This window comes from Kribbella sp. NPDC056861 (genome assembly GCF_040687575.1).
In the GTDB taxonomy this organism is placed as follows: Bacteria; Actinomycetota; Actinomycetes; order Propionibacteriales; family Kribbellaceae; genus Kribbella.
The window spans coordinates 1,039,541-1,057,090 of sequence record NZ_JBFBNQ010000002.1; the positions used below are offsets into that span (position 1 = coordinate 1,039,541).

Consider the following 17,550-nt stretch of genomic DNA (forward strand, 5'->3'; position numbering starts at 1 on the left):
GGTGACCGTAGACTCGACGCCTGTGGAGCAGAACGGCAATCGCAGGCGACCGACCATCAAGGACGTGGCCGTCGTCGCCGGCGTCTCCCGGGGCACGGTCTCCCGCGTGCTCAACGGCGGCCACTGGGTCTCCCCCGAGGCGCTGACCGCCGTCCAGGCAGCGATCAAGTCGACCGGGTACGCCGCCAACCGGCACGCCCGCAGCCTGGTCACCGGACGGTCGAACTCGGTCGCCTTCCTGCTCACCGAGCCGCAGCAACTCCTGTTCGAGGACCCGAACTTCTCCGTCCTGCTCCGCGGCGCGGCCGACGCGCTGGCGAAGCGGGACATCCCGTTGCTGCTGATGGTCGCCGGTACTCCGGAAGAGCGGCGCCGGGTCACCGACTACGTGACAGCGGGCCATGTCGACGGCGTCCTGCTGATCTCGTCGCACGCTGATGATCCGGTGGTCGCGGCGCTGCTCCGCGAGCAGGTGCCGATCGTTGCCTGCGGCACCCCGCTGGGCTACGAGGGGAAGGTCGGCTATGTCGCCGCCGACGACATCGCCGGTGCTCGCGCGATGGTGCGGCACCTCCGCGACATCGGCCGGCAGCACATCGCCACCATCACGGGACCGCTCGACACCCCTGGTGGTGTCCAACGTCTGCAGGGGTATCGCGACGAACTCGGCTCCTCGTACGACGAAGGATTAGTTGCTAAGGGCGACTATTCGCGGCTGGGCGGGCAACGGGCGATGGCGGAGCTGCTGGCCGCGCGGCCGGAGATCGACGCTGTGTTCGTTGCCTCCGATCTGATGGCGGCCGGTGCGCTGGCCACGCTTGCGGCCCAGGGCAAGCGGGTGCCGGAGGACATCGCGATCGGTGGGTTCGACGACTCCTATCTGGCCGCCACCATGACGCCGGCGCTGACCACGATGCGGCAGCCGTTCGAACGCATCAGCAGCGAGATGGTCCGGCTGCTGACCGAGCTCATCGACGGTGAGGAGCCGGCCACGGTGATCCTGCCGACCACGCTGGTACAGCGCGCTTCGACCTGAGTCTTCGAAGCGCCGACTCAGGCCTGGTCGCGGGCGAACCAGCCGGGGGTGTCGAGCCGGACCGGCTGCTCGCCGACCAACTCGGTCAGCAGCGACTCGAGTTCCGCAAGCTTCTCCGGGCCGATCTGCTGTTGCCATTGCGCTCGCAGTTCGTCGAAAACGGCCTCGCCGGTCCGCAGTACGGCGAAGCCCTGGTCGGTGACCTGGAGACGCATTCGGCGGGCATCGGCCGGGTCCACCTCGCGGCCGACGTAACCGCGCTCCTCCAGCGTGGCGACGGTCCGCGCCGCGGCTTGCTTGGTCACCGACATCTGCCGGCCGAGCTCAGAGGCGCTGTCGGCGCCTCCCGCGATCGCCCGCAGCGCGAAGTCGTGCACCGGGCGGACATCCTGATAGCCGCGAGCGGCCAACTCCACCGTGGCGGCGTCGACCAGCGAACGGAAACCGCCGAGCATCAGCAACGCGAGGTTGGCACCGGAACGAGGCATGGCTCCAGCCTAGGACAACTCGGTTGTCGATCCACCCGCCCGCGGCTCCCGGGGTGTCCGGGAGCCGCGGTGGGGATCAGCCGTGGACCCGGTCCTGGAGAGTGCCGTTCCGGGCAGCCTCCTGGTAGCCCTGCTGCGCCCGCTGCACCCAGCCGTCCCACTGGAAGTAGTAGTCGGAACTGGCCTCACCACGGCCGAGCGCGCCCGACCCCATGCCGTAGCGATCGAGGAAGCCCTGGATCTTCGCCACCTTGCCGAACTGCTCGAGGCCCTTGAGATAGCCACCCAGACCGAGTGCCGGTCCCACTGACGCTCCGACGCTCCAGGACCCGTCGGTGCGGTTGCCCTTGGGCCCATCGCTCTTGGCGCCCTCCAGCCCGACGCCGACCCCGCCGATCTTGACCTCACCACCGACGGAGGAGTCCGGGCCCTCGAGCCCCGGGATGTCGGTGGTGGCGAACTTCGGCCCCATCGTGAGGCCGAGTCCGGCACCCGGCCCGTAGTAGTTCTTGCTGGCTTCCGAGTGCCCGATGCCGTGGCTGTCGAGGGAGATACAGCCCTCGCCCGAGTGACCGAACCAGAACTGGATGCTGGCCGAGTAGCACCAGGAGATCGACCAGCCGCTGAACGTTCCCGAGGGCGGCGCGGCCGGCGGAGCCGGCGGTACCGGCGTCACGACTCCACGGCTGCCTGCCCTGCAGTCACCGCCCTTGTTGCACGACGGCTGGGAGCCGGGAGGCCGCACAGTGCCCCGGCTGCCTGCCCTGCAGTCGCCGCCCTTGTTGCACGACGGCTGAGAGGCCTTGGGAATTCTGCGGCCGTCGGGAGTGACCTGCGGCGGGCTCGAGCCCATCCATTTGCCGTCGCGGTAGGTCCCGATGTTGTCGTCGTCCGACCTCGCCAAGCCGGTCGGGTCGGAGCCGTTCACCGGGCCGTTCGCAGCGTAGGAGTAGCCGTCGAGCTGCTGCGGATCGTCCACCACGAGCAGCGGGTCGACGGAGATGAACCGCCCGGTGTCCGGGTCGTAGGAGCGGGCACCGAGCTGGGTCAGCCCGGTGGAGCTGTCGAGAGTGCCGCGGACGAACCCCTTCTCCCCCGGGAAGGCCGAGGCGGCTGCGCCACGTGGCGAACCGAACGGGAGCTCGCGTCGCCGCGCCACTGTCTGAGTCTCCGCACTGATCGCCAGCCGTTGCGTACCGTGATGGTCGCTGGCGAGCCACGAGAGACCGGTGGCGGTCCGGACCGCGATCGGCGTACCGCTGTGCTCGTAGTACCGGGTTCCGGTGAGCTTGCCGGTGGCCTTGTCCAGCCGGATCTCCTGGCCTGCCAGGTACAGCACTGCAGCGGACGACTCGCGCCGGATCAGACGACTGCCGTCGGCGGCGTACGCCGAGGTGGTGTCCGCACCGGCCTCGGTGACCTTGTCGAGCCGACTCTCGGGCGTCCAGGCGAGACTCTGGGCACCGCGAGTCACCGTGTTCCCCGCCGCGTCATAGCCGTAGCCGGTACTGCGGTTGCCCCCTGGACCACTAGTGGTCACTGAGCTCACCGCATGCGGCCGTACCTGGCCAGTGGCCGGGTAGTTGTAGGTGCGAGTGGTGTCGCCACCCGCAGCGTGCTGTACATCGGTACGCCGGTTGCCGGCCTTGTCGTACCCATAGCTCTGCCAGTACGGCGCCGGCCCGGAGAGAGCCGGTACGGCGGGGTTGGCGGTGCAGCCGGCGCCTGCGGTCCAGGCCTCGGTCAGCCGTTGCACGTGGTCGTAGCGGAAGCACTGGAGATCGTCCGGCACGCCAGGCGCACTCTCGGCGATCGAGGTGATGCCACCGGACGCATCGCGGGTGTAGCGGGTGTCGGACTGCATCGGCTGCGGCAGCTCGGCGTCCACGATGGTTCGGTTGACCTGTCGGGTGTTGTCGTCGTAATACGTCGACAGCCAGGTCCGCTTGCTGCCCTCGCCGAGGTGCACGCGCTGCTGTTCGCCGTACCGGGTGTACTCGGTATTGAGGGCGTACTCGGTAGTGCTGCCTTCCGTGCCGCCGTAGGTGCGCAGCGGGCGGGCGGCGTCGTCGTACGTGTGGAAGACCGACTCCCCCGGCAGGTCGCCTGCTGCAGGCAGGGTCTCGCTTTGCAGACTGCCGTCCGGGTTGTAGGTGTACTTCGAGGTGTAGACCCCGGCCAGGCCGCCTTCGTTGGCGGGGATGCTCATCGTGGTGCGACTGGGCAGGTAGAGCGCGGTGTAGGAGTCGATGCCGCTGGTGTAGGCGTTGCCGTCGGCGTCGTAGCGGGTTGCCGTGGCCGGCTGTCCCTTGGCCACCAGACCGCTGGGCAATGTGTCGTAGGTCCACGCCGCCAGCTTGCGGCCGGTCAGCGACCCGGAGTACTCGGCGGTCTTGCGGTCCAGGTCGTCATAGGTGGAGACGACGGTCTGGGCCCGCGCATCGGTCTGGGTGACCACCCGGTCCGCCGCGTCGTAGGTCGCCGTGCTGATTCCCCGGTCCGGGTCGTTCGCCTTGACCTTGCGTCCGCGCAGGTCGTAGGTGTTCTCCCAACGGTTGCCTGCGGCATCGATCAGGGCGGCCAGCTGCCCGGCCGGCGTGTACTCGTACCGGGTGGCGTCGGAGCTCCCGGTCGGCGTGCTGCCGTAGTACTGGCGGAACTCGATCGCCCGGCCGCGGGCGTCGTCGATCTTGGTGGTCGCGGGACTGCCGTCCGGCGGATCGACGCTGACCCGGTCGCCGCCGTACCGGGTGCTGGTGCGGAACTTCTCCGTCGGGCCACCGCTGAAGATCGACTCCACCAGACGACCGGCGCCGTCGTACTGCGTGGTGGTCAGGCCGGGCACCTCGTTGTCGTTGGCAACCCAGAGGTTGCCGTCGACCTCGGTTGCGTTGAAGAACGGCTGGGTCGCCTTCCACACCCGGCCTTGCGAGTCGTACCGGGTGTCGGTCAGCAGCCGCCCACCGCCCGCAGCTGGCGCCTGGATCTGACGGGGTCGCAGCAGGCCGTCGTAGATCGTGTTCACCGATACGTAGCGGCCGTTCGGGCCGATGGTGTTGGCGGTGACGACACTCGGCTGGTCATTGCGGACCTGGTACGCGTAGGTGGCGTTCGCGGACTGCGGGCTGCTGCCACCCCGCGGCCTGTTCGGCTGCCAGACCGCAGTCACCCGGCCGAGCGCGTCGTACGTCGATTCGGTCACCCGGTTGTTCGCGTCTGTGCTGGTCAACGGGTTCCCGAAGGCCGGATCGACAGCAACGCTGCTGGTGTGGCCGAGCGGGTTCTTCACCACGGTCTTGGTCACCGGGCCGCCGGTGGCCGGCGTGTACGTCGTGGTGGTGAGCTTGCCGAGCGCGTTCCCGCTTTCGATCACCCGGCCGTGCTGGTCGTAACGCGCCGTCGAGGTAGTCGTGTACTCCGGTCCGGCGGCGGGCCGCTCGGCCAACTCCTCGGTCCGGGTCACCGCGCCGCGCACAGGCGCCGTCCCCGGGTTCTGCTCGTCGTACGACGTCCGCACGTCGGAGATCGCGTGCTGCGGGAAGACCGGGGTGGTCGCGCAGTTCACCGCGACCTGCTCCACCCGCGACGGCAGATTCAGCAACCAGGCAGTCGTGTTGCGCACGTACGACGTGGTGGTGCAGGTGTCGTCGGCCGGATCGGCGACGTTGCCGAGATCATCCACCTTCGTGGGCAGGCCGTGATCGTCGTACGAGGTGACGGTCTTCGTGGTCCGCCAGCCGCGGCCACCGTCCAGCGCGACCAGGTCACGGGTGGTTCCGACGCCGATGAGGTAGGCGTTGTGTTCGCCGCGAGTGGCCGTCGGTCCCTGCCAGACCGGCTCGGTGATCGACTTCCGCACCACGCTGGTGGTGTCGCCGAGATACGTGATCGTCTCGAGGCCGACGCCTTGCAGCCAGTCGTGGTCGGGGTAGCTGCCGCCCTCGGAGTCCTCGATCGCGGCCGGCTTGGTGCCGCCGGTGGGCGTGGCCCGATCACCGTTCATACCGCGGAAGAACCGCTGCTCGGTCATCGTCACCGGACCGGCCGGATCGTTCGACGTGCCCGTGCGGATCTTGACCTTCGCGAAGCCGCGGAAGTCGTCCCAGGTCTTCTTGTCGGGCGGGGTGAACTCGGACTGGCTGTAGTGCCAGGCAGCGCCACCGAGGTACTCGTAGCTGGTCACCTGTTGCGGGTTGGTGCCGAGCCGGTCGGACTGCGCCACCGACGCGACGACGTACTTGTTGAAGTAGTCGGTGCGTTCGGCATAGTCCTTCGTCTTCTTCCAGCGCGCCGGGAAGCAGCGCAGAGTGTTCGACTCGGGGTGCGCCGGAGCGGCGAGGCAGTCGGGTGCCGCGTAGTTGACCGAGGTGAGACCGCCGGACTCCGACACGATGCCGGTCAGCCGATACCGCAGTACCGGCGACAGCTGGTCGGCCTGGTGCACCCGGTTGGCGAACGGTGCGCCTTCGAACGTCACCGGTGGCAACGTGATCGCACCGCCGGCCAGTCCGGTGTGGCTGATGGACTTCAGCCACAGCGCCGGCTTCTCGCCGTCCCCGGGCTTCGGGAACTGCTGGTCCAGGTTCCACTTGTCCACGTCGCTGTACGACGAGCCGCGCAGTACCTGGGTGGTCACCGAGGCGAGGCGCTTGGTGCTCCAGAACGTCGGCGAGTACTTGTCCTTGCAGGTCGCTGTGTCACAGCCGGCGTCCAGCGGTACGTCGGGGAAGTTCTCCTTCCGGTCCAGCGTGCAGACACTGCCCGGTACACAGCGCTGCTCGGTGCCGAAGAGGACCCGGGCGGAAGCCTGGCCGGTGCCGTCGCTGTGCAGGCCGTAGTCGATCCGGTCCAGCCAGCCGCCGCGGTCGTACTCGACAGCGGTGTCCTTGAAATTGAGGCCGTACTTGTTCGTCTCGGTCTGGTACTGCAGCAGGATCGTGTTGCCGAACCGGTCGACGATCTTGTCCAGGTTCCAGCGCCAGGCCTGCTTGCAGGACGAGGCGGCGAAGGTGGTCTGGTGACAGGGCTCGTTGTCGTCGTCACCGAACACCGGGACGGTCCAGACCGACTTCGCGTCCGCCCGGGAGCCGAAGAAGTACTGCGTACCGTCGACCGCGGTGATCTTCCAGTACTCGCCGTCGTTGTCGCCGTTGCCGGGCGCCGTCAGCCGCTCGACCCGCGAGCCGTCGTCGTTCTTGCTGCGCCAGCCGTTCGCGCCGGGGATCAGCATCCCGCCGGAGCCGGCGTACGAGGCGGTGGCGTTGTCGCTGCGCCAGCACAGGTCGCCGACCGCCTGACCTTTGGTGGTGCCTTCCTTGTCGTCGGCGCAGCCACCGTAGGTGCGTTCGACGAAACCGGGATTGAGGTCCCAGCCGTCACCGACCCAGGACGGCTGGTTGTTCGTCGCGCTGGTGCGGCCGTCGATGCTGGACGACGAGTAGGACAGGGCCAGCTTCGGTTCCAGTCCGCCGGGTGCGGGCGGCACCCGCAACGGGTAGCTCCAGCTGAAGTCACCGGTCTGCCCTGAGACGTTCCAGGTCGCAGAGGCTGCCAACGGAGTCGCGCTCGGGTTCCCGGCGCCGTCTGCTGCCGGAGTACCGCCCGGCTGCTGGTTGCCCTGCAACGCGTTGGTGGTGGCAGCGTCGGCGTCCCGGGCTTCGACCGACTGACCGGTGACCGGCACAGAGTTGGTCTCCGGCAACGGCACCGACGGGCCAGCCGCGACGGCGGCCACCACCTGTGCTGGAGCGGACAGTCCTACGGTCAGCGCTAGTGAGAACACGACAGCGGCTGTGATGGCAGATCGGCGCATGCGAATGGTTTCCTCGCGGTCAGCAGCGCAGAGTGAGCCCCCTCGTCACGGACCCATCCGTGACCTCTGCAGGCCTGAAGGTAGATGGGCGGCGAGCGGCGCGCACCACATTCCACCGAGGCCGAAAGGGACCTCCGGTCGTGTATGACTAGGGCGCGGCCAGCGTCAGGTGAACCGACGATCCGGCCGGCAGGTTCGGGTGGATGGTCAGCCGGCCGCCGGCGGCTTCGGCGCACCGCCGGGCGATGTCGAGGCCGAGGCCGGTGGAGCCGCGGTCGCTGCGGCCGCGTTCGCCGGCGCCGAGCGGGATCCCGGGGCCTTCGTCGGTAACCACGATGAGCACACCGTTGCTGTTGCCAACAAGTTGGCGGGTCAGGACGATGCGCGCGGAGGTGCCGTCGGGGGTGTGCGCGACGACGTTCTCCACCAACGCATCGAGAGCAGCCGCCAGGTCCTCGGCCGAGGCCCGGACCATCGCGGGCGGCTGGGCCAGTTCGAGGACGAGCTCACGTCCCTGGTCCTCGAACAGCGGCTCCCAGAAGGCAGCCCGCTGACGAGTCACCTCCACCGCGTCGCAGTGCGGGACCCGGCCTTCGCGTTGGGGCCGGCGGGCGGCGCTGATCACCGCGGTCAAGGTGCGTTCGAGGCTGTTGACCTGGGTGTTGAGCTCCTCGGCGCGTTCGCGGTCGGGGAGCGCCTCGACCTGCAGGCGGAGTGCCGTCAGCGGAGTACGGAGCCGGTGGGACAGGTCGGCGACGGCTTCGCGTTCGACCGCGATGACCTCGTCGATGCGATCGGCCAGACCGTTGAGGGCGGCACCGACCTTGGCGACCTCGGCCGGTCCGGTGGTCGGTGCGCGGGCATCCACGTCGCCACGGGCGAGGCGTTCCGCGGTACGGGCGGTCTCTTCGAGCGGACGGGCCAGGCGGCGGGAGACGAACTCCGCGCCAGCGATGCTGAGGAGCAAGACGAGCAGGCTGCCTGCGAGCAGGATGAGGAGGCCGGTGAGCAGGCCGTCGTACAGTTCGTCGCTCGTCAGGAAGAGGCAGACCGAGGCGGGACCGGCCGGGCCTTTGACGGTGATCTCGGTCGCCTTGCCGCCGCCGACGTCGCGGAAGGTCGCGTCCGTCACCTTCGGCGGGCCGCGTCTGCCGTCGTCATCACCGTCGCCGTCACCGCCGGCCATCGGCTTGGGCGTCGCCACTCCGCCGGGCGGCGGGTCGCCGAGGGTCGTGCCGTCGGCCAGCCGAACCGAGATGCTGCCCGCCGCATCGCCCTTGAATTCGTCGATGTAGGCCTGGATGTCGGCCGCGGTGTGGTCCTGGTCGCCGACGTAGTAGGCGAGGTTGACCGCTTGCAGACGGGCCGTCTTGAGGGAGTCGTCGACCACGGCGTTCCGCATCAGGATGGTCAGCGGGACGGCGAACGCGAGCACCACCAGCGTGGTCATCCCGACCGAGAGCAGCAGGATCCGGCGGCGCATCGTCAGCTCGCATCCGGCGAGGCGAGCTTCACTCCGACTCCGCGGACGCTGTGCAGGAAGCGCGGTTCGGCTGCGGTCTCGCCGAGCTTGCGCCGCAGCCAGGACAAGTGGACGTCGACCGTGCGGTCGCCGCCTCCCCAGGGCAGACCCCAGACCTCGGCCAGCAGCTCGCGCTTCGTCACCACGGCTCCGGCCCGCCGCGACAGGGCGAGCAGCAGGTCGAACTCCTTGCGCGTCAGGTCGACGGGCTGACCGTCGACGGTCACCTCGCGACTGCGCGGGTCGATGGAGAGCGCGCCGAGACTCAGGGTCGATTCGCCAGGCTGGTCGGGGCCGCCTCGGCGCAGCACGGCTCTGATCCGGGCGTCGATCTGCGCAGAGCTGAACGGCTTGATCACATAGTCATCGGCGCCCGCGTCGAGTAGACGCACCACACTCGCGTCGTCGTCCCTGGCCGTCGCGACGATCACCGGTACGTCGCTGACCGACCGGACCATCGCAAGCACGTCCCGCCCGTCCAGATCGGGCAGCCCGAGATCGAGCAGCATCACATCGGGCTTGTCGCGGGCCACCGAGGCGACCCCGTCGGCTCCGCTGGCGAGCGCGGTGACGGCATGGCCGGCCGCCGTGAGCGACTTGCTCAGCGACGTCCGGATCGCGTCGTCGTCCTCGACCAGCAGCACCCTTGCCATGCTCCTGAGCGTAGACCGTGGCCCTAAGCAGGCTTGGGAAGAGCAGCCTTGGGAAGCTTGAGCCCCGTACTCCGAAGCTCCAGGTCGGCCAGCTGGGTGATCACCGCCGCGTCCCCCTCGCGCCAGGCGCCGACCGGATCGTCGGAGATCTTCGCGAGCTTGTGCATCGGCTGGTTGGCCATCGCGCGGAGGGCGAACAGGTCCAGGTCGGAGTCGCTGTCGATGAACTTGCGGGCCGCCGTGGCCCGGCGGGAGAACCTGATCCGGCGGGGCAGCCAGATCAGCAGCGCGAAGAGCACCGGCAGGCCGATCGTCACGCCGGCCAGCAGGTAGGCCAGTTGCTCCACCGCATGGGCCTGGTCGCGGCCTGCCTCGGCCAGCCTGGTCGCCGCCTTGGCCGCGCCCTCGATCGGCGCGCTCAACTCGTCTCCCACCGCGGGCACCCGGCCCACCGGCTCCGAGAACTTGTGCAGGTCGGCGGCCAGCCCGTCGCCGGCCTCGGCGGTCTTGCGCCCCGGATAGCCGAGGGCGTTGGTGATCTTGAAAACGGTCAGGCCGAGCGCGGTGCAGAACGCGATCCAGCCCAGTAGCAGCAGATCCCCGAAGACCTGCCCGAACCGCTGCACACCCACATCGGAGTAGAGCTTCACGGTGGTCATCTCCTCGGTCGGTTGTCCCTACCAATGCCCAACGCGGACCGAGCTGACACTAGTGCCTGGTGACCACTACAGCTGACCGACAGCCTCGATCTCGACCAGGAGATCCGAGCGGCACAGATCGACCACCAGATAGACGATCCGGGTGTCCGGCGCGAAGTGCTGCCGGCACTGGTCGCGAACGACGGCCAGGTCGGACTCGTGGCGGACGTAGACCTTGACCGTTCGCAGTACGGAGAGGTCGGCGTCCTGCGAGGACAGCAGCGTGCTCAGGTTGTCGACGGTCGTCCGGCACTGCGCCACGACGTCTCCTGGGTGCACGGTCTCGTGGCCGAGGATGGCCGCAGTACCGGAGACGTAGAGCTGATCGCCGTTCCGGGCGGCTCTCGCGAACGCCGGTGGGCGTAGACCGTACTGCGTGGGGTAGCGGTACGCCGGGGTCTGCTGCGGGTTCTCGATCGCGACGTGCGGCTCGGTGCGGCGGGACAGCAAGTAGAGGCTGAGCCCGTCGCCGTGTCCGCCCACCTCGGTACCGGCCGGCAGCGAGGCCAGCCGGACCGGTGACAGGTCGAATGCCTCGGCCCGGCCGCGACAGAACTCCTGGTGGATCTCCAGACCGTCGGCGGTGCGCCCGTTGATCCGGGAGACCGTGTTCCAGATCCGGAAGATGTGCGGGTACCCGAGGTCGGCCACCGCGTAGAGAGCACTCAGATACGCGTCCCGAACCACCGACGCGTACTTGTCCGCCGAGGGCACCCGTACTGCGCAGAACACGTACTCGCCGTCGTGGCCGAAGACCACGTCGTCGAACTCGCCCGACTCCACCGGCCGACCGGTCGTCCAGACCTCGGCGAAGCTCTGGGCCGGGTCCAGCACGTCAGGCAGCCGAACCAGCGGCGTCTTCGGGAGGTCCACGACCACCGAGGTCACATCGTCGGGTTCCGGCGTGGTGTGCAAGACGATCCCCAACGGATGCTCGACGCGCCTCACGTCGCCGACCACACAGTTCAGATCCACGAAGCAGAAAGTACCAACCGACCCAAGCGGAGCGCAGGAGAACTTTTCGTCGGTGGCGCTCGTTAGGGTGACGCTGTGGTCACATCGCTCTCGCCGCTGGGGTATCACCGGTCCGTGCTCGCGCACCTACGCCGGGTGGACGAGCGCGCCTGGGCGGCCTTGCGCGACGACGAGGCACAGGACTCCGCGCTGGGTGACGCGTTGTTGCGCAACACGTATCGGTTGGAGGCAGCCGGCCATCCTGAGCTGCATGCGGCCGGGCGGCAGGCAGTGGAGGCGCTCGGGCTTCAGGTGGAGCTCGAGTTCTTCCAGGCGCAAGGGGCCGGGCAGCCCAATGCCTCGTTGCTGCACCAAGCGGATCGGGCGGTCATCCTGTTCGAGGGTCCGCTGCTGGAGCGGCTGGACGCTGATGAGTTGACGGCCGTCTGCGGGCACGAGTTGGCGCATCGGGTGCTGTGGACTCTCGACGACGGCGCGTACCTCGCTGCCGATCGGTTGCTCGACGCAGCAGCGGGTGATGCGCGCACCCCAGCGCAGTACTTGGAGACTCATCGGCGGTGGGTGATGGCCTCCGAGCTGTTCGCCGATCGCGGTGCGCTGATCGCCTGCGGAGACCTCCGTACTACGGTGCGCGCGTTGCTGAAGGTCCAGACCGGATTGGGCTCGGTGGATCCGGACGCCTATCTTCGCCAGGCCGGTGAGCTGGATCTGAGCACGGGCAGTCGCGGGACGAGTCACCCTGAGGGCGTCGCGCGGGCCTGGGCCTTGCAAAACTGGCTGGCTGAGCAAGACGTCGAGGTGCTGCTGACCGGCCCGCTCGACGTGGATTCACCTGATCTGCTCGACGCCGTTCTACTGCGCGAGTTGAGCATGGACTTCGCGGCCCACATCGCGCAGGCCGAGGGGTTGCGGACCGACACGGTCGCGACCTTTGCGGCTGCCTTCGCGGATCCGCCGGGGCCTCTCGGCGTACCGGGTGGTGCGGTGCCGCGTTTCGACGAGCCACTGGGGATCCGTCCGGTCGATGGTGCTCCGATCCCCCGGCCTCGGGCGCTGACCGCGGCGACTCGGCAATACCTTTGCTATCTGTTGCTCGACCTCGCGACGTCCGATGCCGAGTTGGGTGACGACGGACTGATCGCCTCGCTGGCGTTGGCTCGTCGGGCGGGGCTCGCGGAGTACGACGATCTTGCCGACGACGAGCTCGGCTGGAGCGACAAGCGTCGCGCCGAACTGACCCGGGCGGTGACGTCATGAAGGATCTCGTCGCGCTCGCGGTCTCGCAGGGTGGCCTCGGCAACGATGCGTTGCTGGCTGCCGTGCTGCCGCTGTTCCACGCGACCGCGGAGGTACACGAGCGCGGGCTGGTCGCGCCGCTGCGAGGGCTCGAGCGGATCACCGTCGACGACCAGACCCGGCTGGGTTTCGCGCCGGAGGACGCCACCCGGCCGTTGATCGAGGCCGGCGAGATCGCTGCCCGGGAAGGGCATCGGGCGGCCGCGGTCGAGGTCGTCGCGCATCGACAGGTCGACCTGGACTTCAGCGAGAGCGGCGGCCGACCGCAGGTCCGGGTGACCGAGCCGGTGCCGGAGGCGATCACCGCGCCGGTGCTCGTGCCGGGCTGGCAGAGCTGGGAGCACGTGCTCGGCCATCACGACCCGCTGACCGACATCTTCAGCCTCGGCCAGCTGCTGCTCGGGCTCGGCTGCGGACTCGACCTGTCCCGCACCGAGGACGTCGCCCGACTGATCGAGGCCCGGGGCAACTACTACTCGCTGACCGGGACGCTGCATCCGGTGATCATCTCGGTCGCCGCCCAGATGGCCGAGCCCGACCGGCACCACCGCGCCCAGGACCTGCGGTCGCTGACCGAGCAGCTGGAGAACTACCGCGACCAGCCGCTCGACTTCGACGTCGACGCGATCACCCAAGGCACGGCCGACCGGCGCGAAGCAGTGCTGAAAGCCTTGCGGGACAGGCTTTTCGACCTCTCCCGGCGCAACCGCCTGGTCAACTTCCGGCACACCGCCCAGACGGTCAACCTGACCGAGGTCTCGGTCCCGCTGATGCTCGACGTCCGCAACATCCGGGCCGAGCAGCTCTTCACCTGGAACGCCGACCTCGCCGGGCTGCTGGTCAACGGCAAGCCGCAGGCCCTCGGCAAATGGGTCCGGTACGACGAAGCGCCGTACGCCGCGGGCGCGGTGGACAAGCTGATCTCGACGGCCAGACGCGACCGCGCGGAGTACGGGCAGGATCAGTTGCGGCTGGTGCCCGCGTTTCTGCGCTGGCACGACCTGAAGAACGACCCGGCCACCCGGCTGACCTCGCCGCTGGTGCTGGTGAAGGTCGAGCTCGCGAAGAAGCGTGGCGTGCGCGACTCGTACACGCTGCGAATCACTGATCCGGTCGCGGAGATCAACCCGACGCTGCGGCATCACCTGCACCAGCTGTACGGGATCAGTCTGCCGGCCAGGGTGGATCTCACCGAGCCGGACGCGATCGGCGTACTGCACGAGCGGCTGCGGGCGGAGTTGCAGGCCTCCGAGCCGGGGCTGCAGTTGCATCTGCGGTCGAAGCCGCGGATCGATCTGGTCCGGCAGCGCGCGATGGTGAAGCTGCGCAACTACCGTCGCCGCCAGCACGGGAACACGGCCAACGAGTTCGGTGGCCGGCGCTATACGTATTCCTACCGGCGCTCGGACTACCAGCCGCTCGGGGTGCAGATCTTCCGCAATCAGCTTGCCGTGCAGGAGTTGCCGCTGAGTGTGGTGTTCGGCGAGCCGCGGCGACCTGGTGCGATCGAGACCGACACGTATGTGCTGGAGACCGGCGACGACGGCAGCCCGTACTCGTGGGACGTCGACCTGTGCGCGGTCGCGCTGGCGAACTTCAACTACCGCACGCTCGGGCTGGTACGCGACTACGACGAACTGCTGGAGACCGGGCGATCCTGCCCGTCGTTCGACCAGCTGTTCTCGGATCGGCCGCGGCCGTTGGTCTCCGATCCGCCGGAGCTGCCGACGTCAGAGCGGCATCTGGTGGTGCCGGCCGACGGTTCGCAGGTCGCGGCGGTGGCGCGGGCTCAGCGAGGCGAGAGCTTCGTGATCCAAGGGCCGCCGGGCACTGGCAAGTCGCAGACCATCACCAACATGATCGCGGACTTCGTGGCACGCGGTCAGCGGGTGCTGTTCGTCTGCCAGAAACGCGCCGCGCTCGATGTCGTACATGCTCGGCTGGTCAGTCGCCGGCTGGACGGGCTGTGCACGCTGATCCACGACTCGCAGGCGGACAAGAAGGCGTTCGTGCACGGTTTGCGCGACACCTACGAGGCCTGGCTGGCCGCCGCCGACGACCTCGACGCTTTGACTGCCCGCCGTGATGGCTTGGTCGGCCGGGTCGATCGTCTGCTCGACACCATCACCACCTTCGAAGCCCACCTCGGTGAAGGTGCGCCACCGCTGCGAACCGTCGTCAACACGCTGGCGGAGCTGCGCTCGCACGAGTGGGGTGGATCGCTCGATCCCGCCCAGCGGCGGTTGATTCCCACGCCTGGTGATTGGTGGGCGGCTCGGGAGGTTGTCGGTGAGTTGGCGTCCGGACTGGCCGGCGCGGATCCGGGCAGTGGCGGAGTACTGGCTCGTAGTCCGCTGAGTCTCATCGCTCCAGCGGTCTGGGCGGCCCCGGGTGCCGACATTGAGATCCCAGCCACCGCTACCAAAGCCCAAGCTGCCTGGACGGCGGTCGCCACCACCCTCAGCGCCACAGAAACCTCTACTGCTTGGGCTGAGGTTGAGCTTGGCGTTATCCGGCGTCTGGCGCGGCTTGCGGTGACTGTGCTGCCTCTTGCTGAGCGCGGCAAGAGCGAAGTACTGGACAGCGGCTCCTCTTCATCGCAGGAGCTGCGGGCTGCGGCGGCTGAACACGACGTGCTGCTCGCCGCCGAGCGCACTGCCTGGGGTGAGGCCGCCGGCTGGAGTGATCCGCTCCCGCCTGCCGACGCCCGCTCGGCGCTCATCATTGCCCAAGGCAAGGAAGGTGGCCTGCTCTCCTTCCTCTCCGGCGACTGGCGGCGGGTAAAGTCCCTGGTCCGCTCCCGCTTCGACTCGTCCAGCCGGGCAGTCCAGCCATCGATCACGGAGACCCTCACCACCCTGGTCGCCGCACACGACGCCACCGCCGCGGTGAAGGCGAGCGCTGCGAAAGCACTAAACACCTGGGGCAGCGAAGATCCCGTCGCGCTCGCAGCTGTCCTCCAGCAACTGACCCAAGACAACGACCTGGCGACCTGGCGAGACCAGCTGACCAAGGGCGGTTCGCTCGCAGCCCGGCTCACCCAGGTGGCCACCGCCTTGGAGAAGGCCGAGGAGATCACTGGCGAGCTGCTCATCGAGCAATACGGCGAGCGGACGCTCGGTGGTGTGCGGGCGGTGGTCGAGGTGCTGGCCGGAGGTGGGCTGATACCGGTGGTGCAGCGGCTGGTCTCGGTGATGCGCCGGCTGGGCGAGGCGCCTGCCGCAGTACAGGCTGCGGTGCGGGAGTTCGATGCGACGCCCGACCAGCTCGAGTACGCCGTCTGCGCGTTGCACTGGGAGCGTGCCCGGGCGGCGACCCCGCTGCTCAGCGAGGTGACGTCCGCGCGGCTCGACGCGATCGTCGGCGAGCTGGGTCTGGTGTACGACGAGCTGACCGCGATCAACGCCGAGGTGGTGGTGGCCGGCGTCCGGCGGCGGTTCCTGACCGAGCTCGCGCACTCCGAGGCGAGCGTGACCGGGATGTCGCCGGAGGATCGGCAACGGAAGAAGACGTTCGGGGCCGGCCGGCGCGAGCTGGAGCACGAGTTCGGCAAGGTGATGCGCTACAAGTCGATCCGCGACCTGGCCTCCGGGGCCCCCGGTGCGGTCGTCTCGCTGCTGCGTCCGGTCTGGCTGATGAGCCCGTCGTCGGTCTCGGACACGTTGCCGCTCGACACCTTCTTCGACGTGGTCATCTACGACGAGGCGAGCCAGATCCCGATCGAGGAAGCGATTCCCGCGCTACACCGGGCACCTCAGGTGATCGTCGTCGGCGATCAGATGCAGCTGCCACCCACGCAGTACTTCCGGGTCAGCACCCCGACCGCGGACCCCGACGACGACGTCGAGCAGGTCGGTGTCGCCTTGTCCGACGACAGCTTCCTGGCGATCAGCGCGCTCCGGCTCGCGTCGACGATGCTGACCTGGCACTACCGGAGTCATTCCGAGGCGCTGATCTCGTTCAGCAACGCGGCTTTCTACCAGGGCCGGCTCGCCACCATCCCCGATCGGCTGCCAGCGCATCCCGCACCACCGTGGACGGTCCGCGCGGGCGACGAGCACTCAGTGGATCAACAACTCACAAACTCACCTTCGCAGGTCACCGAGGTTGTCGACGGGATGCTGGCGGGCAGCATCACCGCCGTACGGGTTGCCGATGGCGTCTACGTACGGCGCACGAATCCGGCGGAGGCGCGGTGGATCGCCGGGCTGGTGCGGGAGATCCTGGCCCGCGACACCGGGAAGAGTCTGGGGATCGTCGCGTTCTCGGAGGCCCAACAGGGCGAGATCGAGCGGGCGCTCGACGAGTTGGCGGAGGCCGACCCGGACTTCGGCGCGCAGTACGAGGCCGAGCAGGTCCGCACCCGGGACGAGCAGGACGCCGGGTTGTTCGTGAAGAACCTGGAGAACGTGCAGGGCGACGAGCGCGACATCGTCATCATGAGCGTCTGCTACGCGGCCGGCCCCGACGGGCGGATGCTGATGAACTTCGGCCCGATCAACACCTCCGGCGGCGAGAAGCGCCTGAACGTGATCTTCAGCCGAGCCCGGCAGCACATGGTGATCGTCAGCAGCATCGAGCCGGAGGCGATCACCAACACCTACAACGACGGCGCCAACACGCTGCGGCGGTTCCTCGCCTACGCGAATGCGGTGTCGCAGGCGAACCCCGAAGCCACCCGAGCAGCCTTGGCACAGTACCCAACCCGCGGCGGCACCACCGCTGCAGGCACTAAGACGTCTCAGGTTAATAAGTCCGCAGTGGTTGACCAACTGACGCGAGCCCTCCGGGACAACGGCATCGTCGTCGAGACTGCGGTCGGCGAGTCTGTCTTCCGCTGCGACCTCGCTCTGCGCCTGCCGGACGACACCGGCCATCGGCTCGCAGTACTGGTCGACACACCAGAGCGCCTGGCCGCCGACACCTTGCTGGAACGCCTGACCACCCATCCGCGCGCTCTCGCCACCGGCGGCTGGCGCACCCATCACGTCCTGACCGGCGACTGGGCCGGCAACCCCGACGCAGTACTGGCCCGCCTCCTGGACACCCTGAACTCCGACGTGTCCTGAG

At 68.8% G+C, this 17,550-nt stretch carries 9 protein-coding genes; 3 read left to right on the forward strand and 6 right to left on the reverse strand.

Annotated features, from left to right (window positions below):
- The first annotated feature begins 1 nt into the window (after window position 1).
- Complete coding sequence (locus AB0P21_RS11970) at window positions 2–1,036, forward strand: LacI family DNA-binding transcriptional regulator (RefSeq protein ID WP_363695904.1); 1,035 nt, start codon at window positions 2–4, stop codon at window positions 1,034–1,036.
- A 17-nt stretch (window positions 1,037–1,053) separates the two neighbouring features.
- Here AB0P21_RS11970 and AB0P21_RS11975 read toward each other — a convergent pair whose 3' ends face one another.
- The 6 genes from AB0P21_RS11975 to AB0P21_RS12000 all read right to left on the reverse strand — a co-directional run bounded on the left by AB0P21_RS11975 (window position 1,054) and on the right by AB0P21_RS12000 (window position 11,184).
- Window positions 1,054–1,524, reverse strand: coding sequence for a MarR family winged helix-turn-helix transcriptional regulator (locus AB0P21_RS11975; protein WP_363695906.1), 471 nt, complete (start codon window positions 1,522–1,524; stop codon window positions 1,054–1,056).
- A 76-nt stretch (window positions 1,525–1,600) separates the two neighbouring features.
- Window positions 1,601–7,336: an RHS repeat-associated core domain-containing protein gene (locus tag AB0P21_RS11980; protein ID WP_363695907.1), complete on the reverse strand. Its 5,736-nt coding sequence runs from the start codon at window positions 7,334–7,336 to the stop codon at window positions 1,601–1,603.
- 148 nt (window positions 7,337–7,484) lie between these two features.
- Complete coding sequence (locus tag AB0P21_RS11985) at window positions 7,485–8,819, reverse strand: HAMP domain-containing sensor histidine kinase (RefSeq protein WP_363695909.1); 1,335 nt, start codon at window positions 8,817–8,819, stop codon at window positions 7,485–7,487.
- A gap of 2 nt (window positions 8,820–8,821) precedes the next feature.
- On the reverse strand, window positions 8,822–9,511 hold the full coding sequence (locus AB0P21_RS11990; RefSeq protein WP_363695910.1) for a response regulator transcription factor: 690 nt from the start codon (window positions 9,509–9,511) through the stop codon (window positions 8,822–8,824).
- A 23-nt stretch (window positions 9,512–9,534) separates the two neighbouring features.
- Complete coding sequence (locus AB0P21_RS11995; protein WP_363695912.1) at window positions 9,535–10,170, reverse strand: hypothetical protein; 636 nt, start codon at window positions 10,168–10,170, stop codon at window positions 9,535–9,537.
- Window positions 10,171–10,236: 66 nt separating this feature from the next.
- Window positions 10,237–11,184: an FkbO/Hyg5 family chorismatase gene (locus tag AB0P21_RS12000; RefSeq protein WP_363695913.1), complete on the reverse strand. Its 948-nt coding sequence runs from the start codon at window positions 11,182–11,184 to the stop codon at window positions 10,237–10,239.
- 75 nt (window positions 11,185–11,259) lie between these two features.
- On the opposite strand from AB0P21_RS12000, the gene AB0P21_RS12005 reads away from it, so the two are divergent.
- Entirely contained in the window at window positions 11,260–12,441 is a 1,182-nt protein-coding gene (locus tag AB0P21_RS12005; RefSeq protein ID WP_363695915.1) for a M48 family metalloprotease, read from the forward strand.
- Window positions 12,438–17,549, forward strand: a complete 5,112-nt coding sequence (locus AB0P21_RS12010) for an AAA domain-containing protein (protein WP_363695917.1) — start codon at window positions 12,438–12,440, stop codon at window positions 17,547–17,549. The genes AB0P21_RS12005 and AB0P21_RS12010 overlap by 4 nt, the downstream gene beginning before the upstream one ends.
- Window position 17,550 lies beyond the last annotated feature (1 nt).